19 protein-coding genes are annotated in these 18,760 nt (G+C 66.5%); 16 read left to right on the top strand and 3 right to left on the bottom strand.

Annotated elements, in window-relative coordinates; translation table 11 throughout:
• Positions 1-11: 11 nt before the first annotated feature.
• Positions 12-1,313 carry a molybdopterin molybdotransferase MoeA gene (locus J1N60_RS16775; protein ID WP_312909097.1) on the bottom strand — a complete coding sequence of 434 codons (1,302 nt, stop codon included), beginning with the start codon at positions 1,311-1,313 and terminating at the stop codon, positions 12-14.
• A gap of 91 nt (positions 1,314-1,404) precedes the next feature.
• Between J1N60_RS16775 and J1N60_RS16770 the strand changes: the two genes are divergently transcribed.
• The 9 genes from J1N60_RS16770 to deoC all read left to right on the top strand — a co-directional run bounded on the left by J1N60_RS16770 (position 1,405) and on the right by deoC (position 9,891).
• Positions 1,405-2,229, top strand: a complete 825-nt coding sequence (locus J1N60_RS16770) for a GIDE domain-containing protein (RefSeq protein WP_312909096.1) — start codon at positions 1,405-1,407, stop codon at positions 2,227-2,229.
• Between the two features lie 145 nt (positions 2,230-2,374).
• Positions 2,375-2,782, top strand: coding sequence for an Hsp20/alpha crystallin family protein (locus J1N60_RS16765; RefSeq protein WP_312909095.1), 408 nt, complete (start codon positions 2,375-2,377; stop codon positions 2,780-2,782).
• Between the two features lie 15 nt (positions 2,783-2,797).
• Positions 2,798-4,462, top strand: coding sequence for an ABC1 kinase family protein (locus J1N60_RS16760; RefSeq protein ID WP_425499358.1), 1,665 nt, complete (start codon positions 2,798-2,800; stop codon positions 4,460-4,462).
• A gap of 91 nt (positions 4,463-4,553) precedes the next feature.
• Positions 4,554-5,636, top strand: a complete 1,083-nt coding sequence (locus tag J1N60_RS16755) for an enolase-like domain-containing protein (protein ID WP_312909094.1) — start codon at positions 4,554-4,556, stop codon at positions 5,634-5,636.
• Between the two features lie 84 nt (positions 5,637-5,720).
• A complete protein-coding gene (locus J1N60_RS16750) occupies positions 5,721-6,815 on the top strand; it encodes an aminotransferase class I/II-fold pyridoxal phosphate-dependent enzyme (protein WP_312909093.1) in 1,095 nt (364 codons plus the stop codon).
• A gap of 261 nt (positions 6,816-7,076) precedes the next feature.
• On the top strand, positions 7,077-7,451 hold the full coding sequence (locus tag J1N60_RS16745) for a translation initiation factor IF-5A (RefSeq protein WP_312909092.1): 375 nt from the start codon (positions 7,077-7,079) through the stop codon (positions 7,449-7,451).
• On the top strand, positions 7,451-8,302 hold the full coding sequence (locus J1N60_RS16740) for an arginase family protein (RefSeq protein WP_312909091.1): 852 nt from the start codon (positions 7,451-7,453) through the stop codon (positions 8,300-8,302). The genes J1N60_RS16745 and J1N60_RS16740 overlap by 1 nt, the downstream gene beginning before the upstream one ends.
• 308 nt (positions 8,303-8,610) lie before the next feature.
• The gene (locus tag J1N60_RS16735; protein WP_312909090.1) at positions 8,611-9,111 is read left to right on the top strand and encodes a DUF5797 family protein; all 501 of its coding nucleotides are present in this window, start codon (positions 8,611-8,613) and stop codon (positions 9,109-9,111) included.
• A gap of 141 nt (positions 9,112-9,252) precedes the next feature.
• Complete coding sequence (deoC, locus tag J1N60_RS16730; protein ID WP_312909089.1) at positions 9,253-9,891, top strand: deoxyribose-phosphate aldolase; 639 nt, start codon at positions 9,253-9,255, stop codon at positions 9,889-9,891.
• 57 nt (positions 9,892-9,948) lie between these two features.
• Here deoC and J1N60_RS16725 read toward each other — a convergent pair whose 3' ends face one another.
• A complete protein-coding gene (locus J1N60_RS16725) occupies positions 9,949-11,337 on the bottom strand; it encodes a M28 family peptidase (RefSeq protein ID WP_312909088.1) in 1,389 nt (462 codons plus the stop codon).
• Positions 11,338-11,550: 213 nt separating this feature from the next.
• Between J1N60_RS16725 and J1N60_RS16720 the strand changes: the two genes are divergently transcribed.
• The 6 genes from J1N60_RS16720 to J1N60_RS16695 all read left to right on the top strand — a co-directional run bounded on the left by J1N60_RS16720 (position 11,551) and on the right by J1N60_RS16695 (position 16,876).
• Complete coding sequence (locus tag J1N60_RS16720) at positions 11,551-12,015, top strand: universal stress protein (RefSeq protein WP_312909087.1); 465 nt, start codon at positions 11,551-11,553, stop codon at positions 12,013-12,015.
• A gap of 82 nt (positions 12,016-12,097) precedes the next feature.
• Positions 12,098-13,861, top strand: coding sequence for an archaeosine synthase subunit alpha (arcS, locus tag J1N60_RS16715; protein ID WP_312909086.1), 1,764 nt, complete (start codon positions 12,098-12,100; stop codon positions 13,859-13,861).
• 68 nt (positions 13,862-13,929) lie between these two features.
• The gene (locus J1N60_RS16710) at positions 13,930-14,352 is read left to right on the top strand and encodes a helix-turn-helix domain-containing protein (protein ID WP_312909085.1); all 423 of its coding nucleotides are present in this window, start codon (positions 13,930-13,932) and stop codon (positions 14,350-14,352) included.
• Between the two features lie 13 nt (positions 14,353-14,365).
• Entirely contained in the window at positions 14,366-14,578 is a 213-nt protein-coding gene (locus J1N60_RS16705) for a hypothetical protein (protein ID WP_312909084.1), read from the top strand.
• 148 nt (positions 14,579-14,726) lie between these two features.
• Positions 14,727-15,635, top strand: a complete 909-nt coding sequence (locus tag J1N60_RS16700) for a universal stress protein (RefSeq protein ID WP_312909083.1) — start codon at positions 14,727-14,729, stop codon at positions 15,633-15,635.
• 11 nt (positions 15,636-15,646) lie between these two features.
• Positions 15,647-16,876, top strand: coding sequence for an inorganic phosphate transporter (locus J1N60_RS16695; RefSeq protein WP_425499357.1), 1,230 nt, complete (start codon positions 15,647-15,649; stop codon positions 16,874-16,876).
• A 28-nt stretch (positions 16,877-16,904) separates the two neighbouring features.
• On the opposite strand, the gene J1N60_RS16690 is transcribed toward J1N60_RS16695, so the two are convergent.
• Entirely contained in the window at positions 16,905-17,336 is a 432-nt protein-coding gene (locus J1N60_RS16690) for a universal stress protein (RefSeq protein ID WP_312909082.1), read from the bottom strand.
• A 147-nt stretch (positions 17,337-17,483) separates the two neighbouring features.
• Here J1N60_RS16690 and gatD point away from each other — a divergent pair, with 147 nt between their 5' ends.
• Positions 17,484-18,758 (top strand): Glu-tRNA(Gln) amidotransferase subunit GatD, encoded by a 1,275-nt coding sequence (gene gatD / locus J1N60_RS16685; RefSeq protein ID WP_312909081.1) that lies wholly within the window; start codon positions 17,484-17,486, stop codon positions 18,756-18,758.
• Positions 18,759-18,760 lie beyond the last annotated feature (2 nt).

The following is an 18,760-nucleotide window of genomic DNA, read 5'->3' as shown; positions in this document are numbered from 1 at the left end:
CCGTTAGGTCCTCAGAACCAGGGCTCCCAGTTCTCCACTGCTACCGTTTCGCCCGCCGGAATCCCCTCTCGCTCCTCCGGGACGACGACCCAGCCATCGGCTAGCGCGACGCTCGAGAGTACGCCCGACCCGCTCGCTCGCGTGGGGGTCGCGACCAGCTCCCCACCTTCTTCCCCTTCCTCGTGTCGCTCGTGCGCCTGCTCGACTCCCTCATCCGCCTCGAGCGACACCCGGGCGAACGTTCGCGTTCCTGGCTCCGAGGCGATCTTTCGCTCGAGACGCGCCGTCACCGTCGGATGCGGGGTCGCCTCGGTCCCCTGGAGCCACGCGAGCGTCGGCCGCAGGAACTGGACCGCGTTGATGAGACACGCCACCGGATACCCCGGCAACGCGAGCACCGGCGTTTCCTCGACGATGCCGAGACAGACCGGGTGACCGGGTTTCAGCGCGACGCCGTGGACCAGCACCTCGCCGAGGTCGTCGATCACCTCCGGTAGGAGATCCCGCTGGCCCACCGAGGAGCCGCCGGTCGTGACGACGACGTCCTTCGTCAGGTCGCGCTGGATCGCCACGCGAAGCGCCTCGGCGTCGTCCGTCACGACCTCGCGGTGGGTCGCGTGTCCACCCCAGCGCTCGACCAGATGCGAGACCGTCAGCCCGTTGGTCTCGATCACCTCGCCGGGGTCGGGATCGGCCTGGACGACCTCCTCGCCCGTCGGCACGACGCCGACGGACGGCCGACTCGAGACGAGTGGCCGGTCGGTCCCCGCCGACCGAAGGAGGCCGAGGTCCGAGGGGCGCAGTCGATGGCCCGGTTCGTACAGGTTCTGGCCGGCCTCGACGTCTTCCCCGACGGGCGCGAGGTTTTCGCCCTCGGCGACAGCGTCGAGCACCTCGAGTTCGCCCGTCGCCCCGAGCGATTCGGCGTGTTCGAGCATGACGACCGCGTCGGCGTCGGCGGGGACGGCGCTCCCGGTGTGGACCCGACGGGCCGTTTTCGGGGGGAGCGCGGTTTCGGGGTCGGGCTGCTCCTCGAGGGCCAAGACCGCGGGTGAGCGTTCGCTCGCACCGAACGTGTCGGCCGCTCGCAAGGCGTAGCCGTCCATCGCCGCTCGCTCGTAGTGGGGGACGTCGACGTCGGCGGTGATCGGCTCGGCCAGGACGCGGCCGTCGGCGCGTGAGAGCGTCACGCGTTCCCGGTCACACCGGACGCTTCGCTCCTCGAGGGCGGCCTCGAGGGTCGATTGGGCGTCGTCGACGCGGGTTCTGACTCTGAACCCTGACTCCGTGCGGTCGTGGTCGGCACCCTTCATACCGCATAGAGGGACGGCCGAGGAGGAAAAACGTGCGGGTCGGCGGCGAACCCGACGACTTTTGTCCTCGCCTACAAATTGGAATCCGAACATGTCCGTCCTGGTCCTCTCTCTGGCCGCCCTCGGTGTGCTCCTGGGCCTCGTCCTTCTCGGCTACGGCCTCCGCGAACTGGGCTTCGCCTATCGCATCTTCGCACGCGACCCGCACACGGTGCTCGACACGCCCAACGGCGGGTCCGTCGAACTGTCCGGAACCGTACTCGCCTGGGACGACGTCCTCGAGTCGCCGTTCACCGAGACGGCCTGTGTCGCCGTCGAGTACGCCGTCGAGGAGAAACGCCGGAAGTCGACCAACAACGGAAGTACCACGAAGTGGGTCGAAATCGACGGCGGGACCCTGGTCGTGCCGTTCCGTCTCGAGGACGAGTCGGGGAACGTCCTGGTCGACCCGCGAGGGGCGGACCTGCGGCTCACTGAGGACGCGCGGATTCGCGTCGAGGGAGGCGAGGCGCCGCCGGTGCCGATCGCACGCTACATCGAGCGCGACGAGGACGTCTCCGACGAGAACACGAGCCTCTCACTCGGGCCGCTCGAGATTTCGACCGGACGGGATCGGCGCTACCTCGAGCGCCGGCTGGACGTCGGGGAGTCGGTCCACCTGCTCGGGACGGCTCGGCGCGACACGACGGCCTCTCGAGAGACGGGACAGGTGAACGCCGTCGTCGAGCGGTCGATCCCGCCGGAATCGGGCCTGCTGGCTTGCGTTCGCCACCGCCTGTTCGGCCCGCCGTTTCTGCTCTTCGACGTGAGCGAGCGCCGTGCGGCACGCCGCGTCGCGGTCCGAGGACTGCTTTCGACGCTCGCGGGCGTCCTGTTCACCGTTATCTCTCTCGCCGTCGGCGCCGGCGGCCTCTGATCCGTTCGTGGGTATGGAGACGTTGGTCGATACGGGAACGGTGGGTCAGTACGGGATAATTGGTCGAGACAGGTACGGTGAGTCGGCACGGAAACGGTCGGTCGGGACCGCGGCCTTTTTCGTCACGGCGTTCGAACCTGTCACTATGTCAGCGCTGCGCGACGCCCTCCGGGACCTCTCCGACGCCGCGTTCTTCGATCTCCTCGAAAGCGACGAATCCTACCTCCTCGTACTCGACGTGCCAGGGGTTTCCGCCGAAACCGTGGATGTCGCCGTCGAAGACGGCCGCATCCGGATCGAGGCTCGCCGCCAGAAGAATCTTCCCGAGGAGTACCACTACCTCGAGGAGAACCGCCCCCTCTTCGTTGACGTCGACCTCCCGCTACCCGACGACGCGACGGAATCCGACGCCGCGGCGAGCGTCGACCGCGGGGTGCTCGAACTCGCACTGCCGAAACGGGAGGGAACCGACCGGACGCCGATCGACGTCGTGAGCGATTCCGAGGACTCGGCCGCCGGAGACGCCGACAGAGACGGGAACGGAGACATCTAACCCGGGTGAGCTAACCTGGGCACCCTTCGCGCGTATCGACGGTTCGTCGTCGTCGCGTGGCACTTCCTGCCGCTGTTACTGGCGTACGCCCGCGACCGCCGTCGCTGGATCGTCTTCGGACGGCCACGCCGCGTCGGTTCGGAGACCCACCGCGAGCGCGCGGAAGTCCTGCTCGAGTCGTTGCTCACCCTCGGTCCGACGTTCATCAAACTCGGGCAGTTGCTCTCGACGCGACCGGACGTCCTCCCCCCGGCGTACATCGACGTGCTCTCGGCCCTCCAGGACGAGGTACCACCGGCCGACTGGGCCGACGCGCGAGTCGTGCTCGAGGAGGACATCGGCCCGGTCGAGACCCGCTTTCAGGACTTCGATACCGACGCAATCAGCGGTGCCAGCCTGGGACAGGTCTACCGCGCATCGATCGGCGGCGACGACGTCGCCGTGAAGATCCGGCGGCCGGGAATCGAGGCCCTCGTCGAGGCCGACCTCCGGGTGGTCCGGTGGTCGCTCCCGGTACTGATCCGGTTCGTCGACGAGTCCCGGTCGTTCTCCCTCGAGAACCTCGCCGACGAGTTCGCGAAGACGATTCGCGAGGAGATGGACTACCATCGCGAGGCCCGGATGCTCGCCGAGATTCGCTCGAACTTCGCCGACGACGATCGGTTTCTCATCCCGGAGGTGTACGAGGGCTACTCGAGCGACCGGGTCCTGACGATGGAGTACCTCGGCGGGACGAAGATCAACCGCGTCGACGAACTCGACGCGAAGGGAGTCGACCGCCAGCAGGTCGCAGAGAACCTCCAGCGGTCGTACCTCCAGATGATCATCGACGACGGGGTCTTTCACGCCGATCCTCACCCCGGAAACCTGGCGGTGACCGACGACGGACGGATCGTCTTCTACGACTTCGGAATGAGCGGCCGCGTCGACGCCTTTGTCCAGGACAGGATTGTCGAGTTCTACATCGCGATCGCCAACCAGGATATCGATGCAATCCTCGATTCCCTCATCGCGATCGGGACGCTGAGTCCCGAGGCCGATCGGGCCGTGATGGCCGACGTGATGGAACTCGCCATCGCCGACGCGCGCGGCGAGGACATCGAGCAGTATCGCGTCCAGCAGATCGTGGGCCAGATCGAGGACTCGATCTACGAGTTTCCGTTCCGCCTCCCGAAGAACCTCGCGCTCGTGCTTCGGGTGGCGACCGTGGTCGAGGGCGTCTGCGTGACCCTCGACCCCGACTTCGACTTCATCGCCACGGCGACGGACTACCTGACCGAACAGGGCTACCGCGAGGAGTCGATCCAGCGGGTCCTCGAGGACACTGCGGGCGAGGTCAGGGACGCCAGTCGATCCGCGGTCAGGATCCCGCCGAAACTCGAGCGGACGCTCGACCGTTTCGACCGGGACGACCAGTTCGTCCGGGTTGGGGTCGAGGACAGCGATCAGGTGTTCGCCACCCTGGCGAAGCGACTGGTCTACGGCATGCTCCTGACCATGTCGCTGTTCTCGATGGGGGTGCTCTACGCGCTCGACGCACCCATCGCGGCGGTCGTCGCGGCGATCTTTTCGGCCGTCCTCTCGATCGTCCTCTACTGGTCGTTCCGGACGCCGAGTTCCATCTCGACGAAACCGCAGTTCACGCGCCAGAATCTCAGGCAGCGTCGGGAGCAGGAGTAATCGAGGCCAGTCAGTGGCGATTGGCCAGCCTCGAGTGCTGCAAGCGCACGAGCGCACGAACGTTCATCGGTCTGGCATCCCAACGAGACGTATGGATACGGACTTCGACCGTCTCGCCGACCTCGAGGTACACGTTGACGACGTCGAACTCGAGCGACTCGAGCGGGACACGTCGAGCGATTTTACGCGGGTGACGACCGAGGTCGCGCTCTCGGGACCGCACTCGAGTAGTGAGCAGGTTACGGGACGCGGGGAAGACGTTACCTACGACGCCGAGGAACACGACGCCCTCCACCGGGTCGGGTTGCCAACCGACGACATCGAGGGCGAGTTCACGCTGACGTCGTTCTCCGATCGCCTCGAGGACCTGGACCTGTTTCCGGCGGGCCCACCCGACCGCAAGGACTTCCGGGACTACCGTCGCTGGGCGCTCGAGAGCGCGGCGCTCGACCTGGCGCTCCGCCAGGCCGGAACCTCGCTCGGGGATGCACTCGATCGCGAACCGAACCCGCTCCGCTTCGTTGCGAGCACCCGCCTCGGGGAGCCGCCGTCAACCGAACGGGTCGAGCGCCTTCGCGACGCCGTTCCGTCCCTCGAGTTCAAGCTCGATCCGACGCCCGAGTGGACCGACGAGGTCATCGACGACCTGGTGACGACCGACACGGTTCGCATCCTCGACCTGAAGGGACAGTACGAGGGAACCGAGGTGGACGTGCCGGCGGATCCGGAGTTCTACGAACGCGTGCTCGAGTCGTTCCCGAAGGCCGTGATCGAGGATCCGGGCGTGACCGAGGAGACGCGCCCGCTGCTCGAGGCCCCGGAGGTCCGGAACCGGCTCTCCTGGGACGCCCCGATTCACGGGGTCGAAGACGTCGAGGCGCTGCCGTGGGAGCCCCGCTGGCTGAACGTCAAGCCCTCCCGATTCGGCTCGCTCGAGTCGCTGCTCGAGACGATCGCCTACTGCGAGGAGCACGGGATTCGGTGTTACGGCGGCGGGCAGTTCGAACTCGGCGTCGGCCGCGGACAGATTCAGTTGCTGGCCGCGCTGTACTACCCCGACGGCCCAAACGACGTCGCCCCCGGTGTCTACAACGACCTCGAGGTCGCCACCGAGTTGCCGCCGAGTCCGCTCGAGCCGGCGGCGGGCGACGAGCGGGTCGGGTTTCGCGGGTAGGCGAGTCAGGTTCCGGTGGAGCAATTCGGATTTCTCTGTGAACGAGTCGGTGGCTCTTTGCCGTCTCGTCTCCCTCATTTTGGCATGCACATCGAACCCTTCGGCCTCGAGCGCTGGTTCGCCGAGTACGAACACGAGGCGGACGTCATGCTCGCCGAGAGCGGGATTCGAAGCCTGCCGGCGAGTCGCTTCGACACCGACCCCGGCGACCTGGGGTACGTGATTCCCACCGACGGCGACCCCGACCTCCGGGCCGAAGTCGCGGACCGCTACGACCGAGAGGCCGACGAGGTGCTCTTCACCGTCGGCACCCAGGAGGCGAACTTCCTGGCGTTTCTGTCGCTGCTCGGCGCCGACGCGTCGGCGAGGTCGTCGCGATCAACTGGCGACGGCCACGCCGTCGTCGTCACGCCCACCTACCAGGCGCTCCACGCCGTCCCCGAGGCCGTCGGCGAGGTCACGCGCGTCTCGCTCGAGCCGCCGACGTGGGAACTCGACGTCGACGCGGTCGCCGACGCGATCCGCCCCGACACCCGGGTGATCGTCCTCAACAACCCGAACAATCCCACGGGGCGGTACCATCCGCTCGAACGAGTCGAGGCGCTCTACGACCTGGCGGCGGACAACGACGCTTACCTGCTCTGTGACGAGGTCTACCGCCTGCTCGCCGACGACCCGCTGCCGCCGGTCGCCAGCCTCGGACCGCACGGACTCTCGACGACGAGTCTCACGAAAGCCTACGGCCTCGCCGGGACCCGCTTCGGCTGGCTCGTCGGCGACCGCGAGGTGATCGAGGCCGCCTGGACCTGGAAGGACTACACGACGATCTCGCCATCCATCTTCGGCCAGCACGTCGCGAAACAGGCCCTCGGCGAGCAAGAGGACGACATCCTCGAGGAGAACCGCACCCTCGCGGCGACCCACCGCGACCGCGTTCGCGAGTTCGTCGACGCCCACGACCTCGAGTGGTACGACCCCGTCGGCGTCAACGGATTCGTGACGATTCCCGACGGCTTCGAGAACGGGACCGAGTTCTGCCGAACGGTCGTCGAGGAGGAGAGCGTGGTGCTCGCACCGGGCGACCTCTTCGGCTTCGAGGACTACTTCCGTATCGGGTTCGGCCTTCCGACCGGGGAACTCGAGGAAGGACTCGAGCGCGTGGGTCGCGTGATCGAGTAAGTGAAAAGCTCGTCACTCTCGACTGGATTCGCCCGTCGTCGACGTCGATTTCGAGCGGGGAACCAGACAGCCGTTGTTGATCCACTACAAGTTTACTGACGGAGGCGGCGACGTGGAGTACCTCGTGGCGCCGCGGATCAGCGCAACCTGAGACGCAATGTGCAGTCCCCGCTGTCCGGGTCGATCGACCGCTCGAGGCCGCCGATTCGTCTCAGAGCGCGATTCAATCCCTTTATCACGTTCGATTGATTACCCCGCTGTATGGCGAAGCAACAGAAAGAAGTTCGCGACCTCGGAGAAGGCGGCTACGTCCTGATCGACGACGCAGCGTGTAAAATCGACTCCTACTCGACGGCTAAGCCCGGCAAACACGGCAGCGCCAAGGCCCGAATCGAGGCCCGGGGCGTCTTCGACGGCAAGCGACGCTCGCTATCCCAGCCCGTCGACGCGAAGATCTGGGTCCCGATCATCAACCGCAAACAGGGTCAGATCGTCTCCGTCGACGGCGACGACATGCAGGTTATGGACCTCGAGTCCTACGAGACCATCACCATGCGCATCCCCGAGGACGTCGACGCGTCCCCCGACGACAACATCGAGTACCTCGAGATGGAAGGCCAGCGCAAGATCGTCTGATGTACCCGGGGGCGACCGCCGATCGAACGGAGGCGAACTTCGTGGTCGTCGGTGCGCCCCTCGACGCATCGACGACCTTCGCGCCGGGGACTCGCTTCGGTCCCCGACGCATCCGCCATTTTTCGGAGACGTTCGACGATTACGACCACCGGACGGACCGGCGATTCACCGACTGCGCCGTCCACGACGCGGGCGATATTCGAGCGTGGGACGCGGTGGACGAGTACCTCGAGTTCCTCGAGGGCACCCTGCGCGACGTCCACTGGGACGACGCCGTCCCCCTATTGCTCGGCGGCGAGCACACCGTCTCGGCGGCAGGTGCGGGCGCGGTCGACGCGGACGTGTTCGTCTGTCTGGACGCCCACCTCGACTTGCGGAGCGAGTACGACGGCAATCCGCTCAGTCACGCCTGTGTGACCCGCCGCATTCTCGATCCTGACGACTACGATGACGCGCCCGACATCGACGTCGAGGAGGCGATCATCATCGGCGCGCGGACGGGCAGCGAGGAGGAGTGGGAGCGGGCGAGCGAGGACGACGTGACCGTCGTTTCGCCCGACGAGGCGGCCGACTTCGTCCCCGAACTCGAGGACCGCCTCGAGGGTCGGGAAGCGTATCTCAGCGTCGACATCGACGGCGCCGACCCGGCCTACGCGCCGGGCACGGGGACGATGGAACCGTTCGGCCTCGATCCCCGGACGATGCGCGACGTCGTGCGGACTGTCGCGCCACACGCCACCGGGTTCGACGCGGTGGAGGTCAACGACCGCGACGACGGGCAGGCCGCCTCGCTGGCCGGGAAGCTGTTGCGAGAGTTCGTCTTCTCGCGCGTTGATGCACTCGAGTCGTAGTCCGGGTTATCTGGACAACTCGAGCCGTAGCCTGGATTCTGAACACCGAATTCTCCAAACCTGGGATGCTCTGAACATTGGAATTGCTCGGTGTGACAGCCGACCGGTTCGAAGTCCTGTGTGTATTACAATAGATTTTATAGTATTGAACACAGTGGAGGCGTACCCGTACTGTTTCCCCTCGAGCGCTCTCATTTCGAACCCATGCTGTTCGCGTCGTATCGGCCGACACAGCGGCCAGCCTCGAGTCCCGTCCCCGTGACGCAACGCAAAAATAGCGGACGCCCGTACGTCGAGGTGATACGAGGATGACGCTCTCCGAGGAGGCTCGCGAACGACTGGCGGACGTGGTGGAGTTACAGCCGACGAAAAACAGCGAGTTGCAGGATCGGTGGAACCTCGAGAGCGGGAGCGAGGTCCACCAGTTCCTCGAGAACGAACTGGGTGAGTACTACTTCCGGGACGACAACAGCCTGATCCGGGCGACCCCCGAGGCGGCGGACCTGGTCGACGTCGAACCCGGCGTCGTTAGCGAGGAAGGCGAGGGACCCCCCTCGCGGATCCGCGTCCCCGAACTCCAGGCGCAAATCGTCGAGGTGCTCGCCGAGCCCGGGGAGCGTTCCCAGAGCGTCGTCGCCGTCCTCCACGCCCTCCGGGACGCGTTCGACGTCGACCCCGACGTCGAGGACGTCCGATCCGGCCTTCAGAGCCTCCGGCGCAAGGATGTCGTCGAGGTCGAGTACCGGACGGTTCCAACGTTCCGACTCGCCGTCGAGCGCGACGACCTCGAGGTCGCCGTCTCGCGGTGACTGCCGGCTGACTCGAGGCCCTGTGGTGACCGCCGGCGAACGCGAACGCGAACTCGAGCCTCGAGATAACTGCCACGAACGTCGGACCGGAGACCGCTCACTACCGGACGCCTTTTTATCCCGCGAGCGAGTCGGGCCGGTATGGACCGCAGCGAACTCGCACCCCTGATCGACCACACCGTCCTCGGCCCCGAGACGACGCCGACAGACGTCGAACGCGTGCTTGACGAGGCTTCAGAACACGGGATGAACGCCTGTATTCCGCCGTACGCGGTCGGAGACGCGGCAGACTCACATCCCGAGGTAACGCTCGCGACCGTCATCGGCTTCCCGCACGGCCAGCACGACCACGAGGTAAAACACCTCGAGGGCGAACTCGCCTGGAAGGCCGGCGCCGACGAACTCGACGTGGTGATCAACGTCGGCCTCCTGCAAGCCGGTGAGACGGACGCGGTAGAGGCCGAACTCGAGGAACTGGTCGCAGCCGTTCCCATCCCCGTGAAGGTGATCATCGAGACGGCGCTGCTGACCGACGAGGAGAAACGTGCGGCCTGCGAGGCGGCGAAGGCGGCCGACGCGACGATGGTCAAGACGTCGACCGGGTTCGCGGACGGTGGCGCCACCGTCGAGGACGTGGAGTTGATGAGCGAGTACCTCCCCGTCAAGGCGAGCGGCGGCGTCGGAAGTTACGAGGAAGCCCTGGACATGATCGACGCCGGCGCCGAGCGAATCGGCGCCTCGAGTGGGGTGGCGATTCTCGAGGGTGCCCCGGACGCCTGATCGGTGTCAGCAACCGGTCTCGAGGGGCGCCCTGTTCATCTCGAGGGGCGCCCTGTTTCAATCCCAGGCGCGAGGCCAGGTATCCGACGCGCGCATTCCCGGTTCGTAGTGCTGTTCTCGAAACGCCTCCCGAAGATCCGTGGCGTCGATTCGTGACGGGGTTCGCCTCGAGAGTGTGCGAACCAGGAGGGCTGCGAGCATGGCGTGCGTTCGAATATTCCGCACATCGACTTTATCGCGGGTGTCGGCGGCCGTGTGTCCCCAGCCACGCCCTCGCTCGCCGCCGCCCGCCGGTTCGCTGTGTAACTGGAGGGCGGGCACGCCGGCCCGGAGGAAGGGCCAGTGATCGCTGAACGGGTGCGGATCCGTCTCGTGGACGACGGGCTGACCGTAGCGTTCCCCGACTTCGGTCGCCAGCGCACGCATCTCTTCTGAAGCGTGGGAGTACGCCTGCGGGTTCCGGAACCGACCCGCCCCGTCGACGTTGACGACGGCGCGGATTGACTCGAGGTCGAGGCGCTCGGCCAGGGCTTCGGCGCCCAGTAGTCCAATTTCCTCGCAGCCGACGGCCGCGACGCGGACCCGACACCCGAGATCCGATTCGACGTCGGCGAGGATCGAAGCTGCCCCGAGGATCGTCGCGACGCCACAACCGTTGTCGAGGGCCCCTTCGGCGACGTCGTGGGCGTCGTAGTGAGCGAGCATTAGGAGTTCATCGTCGGTATCGGGGCCGAGGGTGCCGACGACGTTCTGGCTCGAGCCGTCCGTGGTCGTCGCCTCGACGCGGAGGTTGGCCCGGGCGTTCGCGGATTCGTCCGCACCACTCGTCGGCGAATTGGCGTACTCCGTCAACCAGTCGTGAGTCTCCGCGCTGACGCCGATTCCGGGGATGGCTGCCTCACGGTCGAACCGTAACGACCCGGTCGGTGGCAGTTGTCCGGGAACGTGGTTGGCGAAGACGAACCCGGCCGCGCCGGCGTCGACCGCGTGGCCGAACTTCTCCATGCGGTGGACGAACCGCTGGCCGGCCGGGGTGGTCGTGCTCGCGACGACGATAGCTCCCTCGACGGCCTTGCCCGCGGCGTCGATTTCCTCCGGGGTTCCGTAGCCGACGTCGACCAGCGGCGCCTCGAGGTCCGCCGCCGGGGCGTACGGCAGCGCGAGTGCCTCGAACTCGCGCTCGACGGGATCAGTGACGACGAAGGTCGTCTCCCCGCGTTCCCAGTACTGGATCGGAAACGACTCGAGACCGACGTTCGCCACGCCGACGCGTTCGAACGCCTCGGCGACGAGGTCGGCCGCTGCCCGTTCTCCAGGGGATCCACCCATGCGGTTCTCGAGCTGGGTGAGCGCGGTCAACAGCTCCCATGGTTGGTCGTCGGACCAGGCCCATCCGAGCGCTCGCTCGAGCCGACTCGAGTCGTCCGGTTCCGTCGGTGTGGTCATACCCGTTGGCAGGACTCGAATCGAGAAAGTCGTTGGGTTGGCGCGAGAGACAGGCAGGCACCCAATCTGTGAATTCTGACACGACTTTCCGTGGTTCATTCGATCGTGTCACCACTCCCCAACCCCGTGAGGTGCTCACAGACGTACGATACTGTTCCCCATGAGTCGTGTATTCACGCAAATATTATCACAATCCCGAGCGTATCAATGAATATGAACACAGGACTCGTCGTCGTCGACGACACGGACCGACATCGATCGCTGCTCGAGACTGCTGGCGAACTCGCCGCCGGAGCGGACGCCGAACTCGTCTTGCTTCCCATGACCACGACGGACGAGGTCGACGCCGAGCGCGAGGCCATCGGCCAGGTCAGCGACGCTCACGTCGCTGCCTACGGCACGGACACGATCGAAAATCGTCTCCTCCACAATACCGGCCAGCTGGCACGGGAAGCACTCGAGACCGTCGAGGGCGAGGTCGACTTCACCGTCGTCCCGAAAATCGTCGACGCGAACACGGAGGCGACGGCCATTCTCGACGCCGCCGAGGAACACGGCTGTGATCACATCTTCCTCGTCGGCCGCAAGCGCTCCCGGACCGGGAAGGCCCTCTTCGGCAGTCTCGCCCAGACGATCATGCTCACCTTCGACGGGCAAGTGACCGTCGAACTCGAGTAAGCCACCCTAACCCACGATTTTCGCGTCCCGGCGTTCGACCCGTATCGACAGCCTCTTTCACCCGCCGCGCTCGAGTGTGGATATGACCGACTACTTCGAAGTCCACGCGCGCGACGGGGCCGCGCGCCTGGGGGAACTCCGCCTCGAGACGCCGCGGACGACCCCGGCGCTCGTCGGCGACCTGCTCGAGGACGGCGGGTCGCTGTGGGCGGCCAACCGCGGCGTTCCGGACGGCGACGAGTCTTCGCTGACCGTCCTGCCCCACCGCGGCTTCCCCGGTGGGACGGCCGAGCCCGTTCGCGAATCGTTCGCCGTCGACTACCCCGACGTCTCCTATCCGAGCGTCGCCGTAATCTTGAGCGCCAGCCCTGCCGACGAGGGGACCGACGCCTACGCCGTCTCCGACGTGCAGTCGGTCGTCGGTCACGGGGCCGCGCTCGTCGAGGCCGTGGTGTCGGTCCGGGAGACCATCCCGGCCGACACCGCACTGGTCTTCTCGGGCGTCGCGACGCCCCGGAACGTCGCCCTGCTCGCTTACGCGGGCGTCGACTGCTTCGACGCCGCCAGAGCGACGATCAAGGGCACCCAGGGGAAGTACCTCACCACCGAGAGCGAGTACTTCCTCGAGGACCTCGAGGAACTGCCGTGTTCGTGCCCGGCCTGCCAGACGCCCCGCGAGGAGTTCACGCGAGCGGACTGCGCCGAACACAACCGGAACGCCTTGGACGCGGAACTCGCGATCGTCCGCCAGCGGATCCGGGACGGTCGTCTGCGCGACTACGTCGAGGGCCAGGCTCGCCAGGAACAGTGGCTCACCGCCGCGATGCGCGAACTCGACTCCCAGTGGACCTACCTCGAGGAGCGAACGCCCATCCTCCGGGAAGCGAACCTCGACGCCGCGACCGAGGACACCCTCCGGCGCGTCGAGATCCAGCGCTTCGCCGACCGCGTGACCAGCCGCTACCGCAACCGGTTCGACGCGCCGCTCGTGCTCGTGCCCTGCTCGGCCCGCAAACCCTACAGCGAGTCCCAGAGCCACAGCCAGTTCCACCGGGCGATCCAGTGGCGCGGTCATCTGGTCTCGATGACCTCGCCCATCGGCGTCGTCCCCCAGGAACTCGAGACGACCTACCCGGCCCAGCACTACGACACCGTCGTCACGGGGCGGTGGTCCGAGGACGAGAAAGGGTTCGTCGCCCGCGTCCTTCGGCGCTACCTCGAGCGAAACGCGTACCCGCGAATCGTCGCCCACGTCCCCGACGAGGGCTACCGCGACATCGTCGAGCGCGTCGAGGCCGAACTCGACCTCGAGGTGACCTATACCATCGACCGGGGTGCCCACCCGATCGACGACGAGTCCCTGGCGAATCTGAGCGACGCCCTCTCCGGCGAACCCGCGTACCAGAAGCGCGAACGTGAGCACAACACCGTCCGGGCACTCGCGGACTACCTCCTCGGCGACGGTGCCGGCGACGACCTCTTCGAGAAGTTCCGGACGACGAGTCGCTATCCGCGACTCCAGATTCGGGATATCGATTCCGAGGAGACGCAACTGGCGACGATGGTCCCCCAGTACGGCACCCTGTCGTTCACGCTGGAGGGCGCGAGACGCTGGGTCGCGAGCGACGCGCCGACGAAGCTCCTCGAGATCGACGGCTTCGTCCCGCAGGGAAGCGTCCTGGCGCCGGGGGTCGTCGACGCCGACGAGGACATCCGCGTGGGCGACGAGGTCGTCGTGGAAGGGCCGAAGGCGTTCGGTATCGGTCGCGCCGAGATGTTCGGCCGCGAGATGGTCGAGAGCACGCGCGGCGTGGCCTGTGAGATTCGCCACGTCGAGGAGAAATAAAAACCGGACTTCTCGACGGTTCGAGAGGCAATAACACTGAAGAAACCACCCTTCGTAGCCACTCGTAGATGGGAACCGATCGTGTGCATGGGACTGGCGGGGACCCTCCGGAAGACCCGAAGAACGTAGAAGACCTGCTTCCAGAACCCAGCGTCCTCCGCCTCGAGGAGTACCTCGCGATGCACGTCGCAATCGGCCACCGAATCCGCTACGAGATCCTGTACCGACTCGTCCACGGTGGCGACATGAGCCTGAAGGAACTCGAGGAAGCGATCGGGATCGACGACAGCACCCTCCGCTACCACCTCAACGAACTCGTGGACGTGGGACTCCTCCAGAAACGCCAACGTACGGAACATGACCAGGACGGGCTGTACACGTACTATCGGGCGACCGTGTTCGGCGAGGTCACGCTCATCGAGGGCGTCGACGAACTGATCCGCGGCGAGTGGGCGTTCGAACGGCTGTACGATAGCTCGACGGAGGCGTGACCCCCTCACCGCGATGAGTACGCTCGCCTTTCTCACGTTCGGCTGTTTCGCTCTCGGAGCGAGTGCACTCGTGTTCGTGCTCGTGGCGAATCTCGAGCCCCAGCCGGAGTATCCGCCGGTCATGACGACCACGATGCGATTTATCGGCGGGCTCATCGCCCTGTCCGGCGTCGTGCTGGGGCTCGTCTTTCTTGGATACGCGTTCCGCTCTTACACCGGTCTGTGAACCGTTCCAGTGCGTTTCACGGTTTGGAATCATCACCACGTCTGGAGCTCGGTACGGCGGTTCGATGTCCACGGTAGCCGTCAGGTCGTCCTCGAGACACCGTCAAGGAGACCATACCTTTTCATCACCATCCGTCGAACTAGTCTCGATGGACTACTCTCCGGAGTCCAGACCGGTGCTGGTCGCGGTGGCGAACCCCCAGCACGCCGAGCAACTGGTCCGGACCGCCAGCGACCTCGCCCGCCTCCTCGAGAGCCACGTCACGATCGTTTCGGTCGCCGTCAAACCCAGTTCCTCGCCGTTCTCGGTATACAAGGACGAAACGATCGTCGAACGCTTCGCCCAGGATACCCAGGAACTCCTCGACGCGTCAATCACGGTGGCCCCCGAGGACGTTCCGATCGAACGCGAGATCGTCGTCGGTCGGACGATCGCCGACGGCGTGCTCGAGGCGATCAGACGCACCGACGCGCGCGCGCTCGTCATCGGGTGGCACGACAGTCGGCGTCGAACCGACGCGATCCTCGGCACGAACCTCGACCAACTCATCGAGAACGCACAGTGTGACCTCTACGTCGAGCGAATCGGCTACGAAGCGAACGGCGTCGATTCGATCCTGGTGCCGGTGGCCGGCGGCCCCCACGTTCGACCGGCGACGCTCGCGGCGAAGGCGATCGCCGCCCGCAACGACGCGACGGTGCACCTCCTCTCGGTCGTCGAACCGGACGTCGACGAGGACGCCGCGCGCGACCACCTCGAGGCAGGGGTGCAGTTGCTCGAGGATGCGCCCGATTCCGCCTTCGGTCCCGATATCCGGGTCGAGACGGCGGTTCGAACCGGCGAGGACGTTCCCGCGACGATCGCGGAACTGGCACCCGATCACGACGTGCTCGTCTTCGGCGTAACGCGCCAGGGGGCGATTCAGCGGCGACTCGTTGGGTCGATCCCTCAGCGGGTCATCCCTCGAATCGACGAGACGGTCATCCTCGCGCGTTCGGGTACCGTCGTTAGCCCGTCTCGTCTCGAGAAACTCAGGGGATTGTGGAGACGAGGGTAACGGTGGCGACGATGCTGGCGCTGACGGTCGTCCCGGCGGCGACGTTGACGTTCTGGACGTTCGTCGGACTCGCGACGATCGCCTGCCTGTTCATGGCGTGGTCACTCGGTGCGAACAGCAACTCGCCCCCGTTCGCGCCCGCGATCGGTGCCAACGCGGTTTCGACGCTCCGAGCCGCCTTCCTGATCGGAATACTCGCCGCAGCGGGTGCCGTCACGCAGGGCGGGAGCATCTCCGAGACGGTCGGGGCCGAACTCATTCGCGGTGCCATGATCACCCCACTGGCCGCGACGACGGGACTGCTGGTCGCCGCGACGTTCATGTCGTTCGGCGTCTACTCCGGCTATCCGGTTCCGGCCGCCTTCGCGACGACCGGCGCGATGGTCGGCGTCGGCCTCTCGCTCGGCGGCGACCCGGCGTTCGGCACGTATCGACGAATCGTTACGTTCTGGGTGCTCGTCCCGCCGTCGTCGGGCGGAATCGCGTTCCTGACGGCGAAACTCCTCCGCAGAGACGACATTCCGGAAACCGTCGGCGTTCCGGTGCTGGCGGCCGTCGTCGCGGGCATTCTCGCCAATATTCGACTCGGCGTGATTCCCCATCCCGCCCGCTCGCAGGGATCGGTTGCGGAACTGGTCTCACACGCGCTCGGGAGTCCGACCGTCCTCGGCGTCGACCCGTCCGTCGTCGGTGCAACCGCCGCGTTCGCTGGCCTCGGCTTTCAGTTCATCCGTCGGAAAGTGGTCGCGTCGGTCGAACGGGGTATTCGGTCCTTCCTGCTCGTCCTGGGCGGGATCGTCGCGTTCAGTAGCGGCGGCAGCCAGGTCGGCCTGGCGACGGGGCCGCTCGAGGCGCTCTACGGGACCGAACTCGGACTTCCGAGCGTCGTGTTGCTCGTCATCGGCGCGTCCGGAATCCTGGCGGGGGCGTGGATGGGGGCGCCGCGATTGCTGCAGGCGACGTCGCGGGAGTACGCCCAACTCGGGGTTCGGCGCTCGATTGCAGCGCTCGTGCCGGGGTTCGTCATCGCCCAGGCGGCGATCGCGCTGGGCATTCCGATTTCGTTCAACAACATCATCATCTCGGGCGTGATCGGCGGTGGACTGGCCGCCGGATCTGCCGGCGTCTCCCGGCGAAAAATCGGGGTGACGGTACTCTTCTGGGTGCTCACGCTGGTCACGTCTATCGGAATCGGATTCGGACTCTACCGGCTGTTGTCGTCGCTTCTCGGGACGAGTTGAGGACAGGGTTACCGTCACCGGACGTTCGTCACCGGACGACCGTGACCGACACGGGCGCCTCGCCGACCACGGTCGTCGCCACGGTGCCGAGCAGGCGGCGAACGGTACCCATCCTGGGGCCGCCGTGACCGCCCAGCACGACGTGATCGACGTCTTCGGTGTCGACGTACGCGAGGATCGTTTCGGCCGGTTCGCCGGTCTCGACGACCGTTTCGATCGGCCGCTCCTCCGCCGAAACCTGGCGACGGGCGCGCCGAATCGACTCCTCGGCGTGGGCGCGCGCTGCCTCGAGTCGCTCCTCGTCGGCCTCCAGCACGCCGCCTTCGCTCATGGTCGCGTCGAGCGGCGTCACGACGTTCAATATAGTGATGGGTGAGTCGAACGTCTCGAGCGCGTGTGCGAGCGCATCGACGGCTAACGGTGAGCCATCCAGCGGGACGAGCACGTGTTCCGGGGCCACGCGTTCCCGTTCGAGTGCCAGCGGCTTGTATATCCCCCTGCCCAACGTGTGGGGTTCCGGGTAAACGAGCGCAATCGTCTACGAGCTGAACACCGTCACCCGGCCCGAAAGCGTGCTTTCAAGTCCGACGACGCGAAAGCGATCACCATGAGCCAGACCCCAGCCCCCGGCGATCGAATCCGCGTCGATCGTGCGGGCCGGACGTACGAGGGCGTACTGCTCCCCTCGAGCACCGACGAGCACGTCGTGGTGAAACTCGAGGGCGGGTACAACGTCGGTATCGACCGCGAGGAGGCGGATCTCGAGGTGCTCGCCGAGGACGTCTACGACGTCGAGGGAGCCCAGGCGGAGTCCGATGCGAGCTCCGAGTCCGAGATCGAGTTCGACGAGGACCTCCCCACCATCGCACTCATCTCGACCGGCGGCACTATCGCCTCGACGGTCGACTACCGGACGGGCGCCGTCACGGCCCAGTTCGACGCCGAGGACGTCCTCCGGGCGGTCCCCGACCTGGCGGGCCGAGCGAACTACCGCGGCCGGGTCGTCGCCAACATCCTCTCGGAGAACATGGAACCGCCGATCTGGCAGGACCTCGCCGAGGCCGTCGCCGAGGAGATCGAAGATGGCGCCGACGGCGTCGTCGTCATGCACGGCACGGACACGATGCAGTACTCCGCGTCGGCACTCGCGTTCATGCTCGAGACGCCGGTTCCCGTCGTCTTCACCGGCAGCCAGCGCTCCGCGGATCGCCCTTCCTCGGACAACGTGATGAACGCCGTCTGCGCCGTCGAGGCCGCGAAAAGCGACTGCGCGGAGGTGCTCGTCTGTATGCACGCGAGCGAGAGCGACACCACCTGTGCGCTCCACCGCGGAACTCGGGTCCGAAAGAACCACACGTCGCGCCGGGACGCCTTCGAAACCGTCGGCGCCGAACCGGTTGGCGAGGTCGACTACGACGACGAAACGGTCTCCTTTCAGGGGAAGTACCGCGAACGCGACGCGGTCGACCTCGCCGTCGAGGCCGACCTCGAGGAGGACGTCGAACTGGTCAAGTTCACCCCCGGCATGGACCCCGCCTTCCTCGACGTCGCCGCAGAGTCGTCGGGTCTCGTCCTCGAGGGAACCGGGCTCGGCCACGTCCACACCGATCTGATTCCAAAGGTCGAGGAACTGGTCGAGGAGGGCACGACGGTCGTCGTGACCAGCCAGTGTCTCGAGGGGCGGGTCTGTGACCGCGTCTACGACACGGGCCGAGACCTGCTCGCGGCGGGCGTCCTCGAGGGCGAGGACATGCTGCCGGGAACCGCGAAGGTGAAGCTCATGTGGGCACTGGCGAACGCGGACGACCTCGAGGAGGCCATGCGGACCTCGCTCGCGGGCGAGATTCAGGAGCGATCCGTCTCGTGGGAGAGCCAGCGGTGAGC

The organism is Natronosalvus caseinilyticus, from assembly GCF_017357105.1.
GTDB classification, from domain to species: Archaea; Halobacteriota; Halobacteria; order Halobacteriales; family Natrialbaceae; genus Natronosalvus; species Natronosalvus caseinilyticus.
This window is presented reverse-complemented; position numbering and strand designations above follow the sequence as displayed.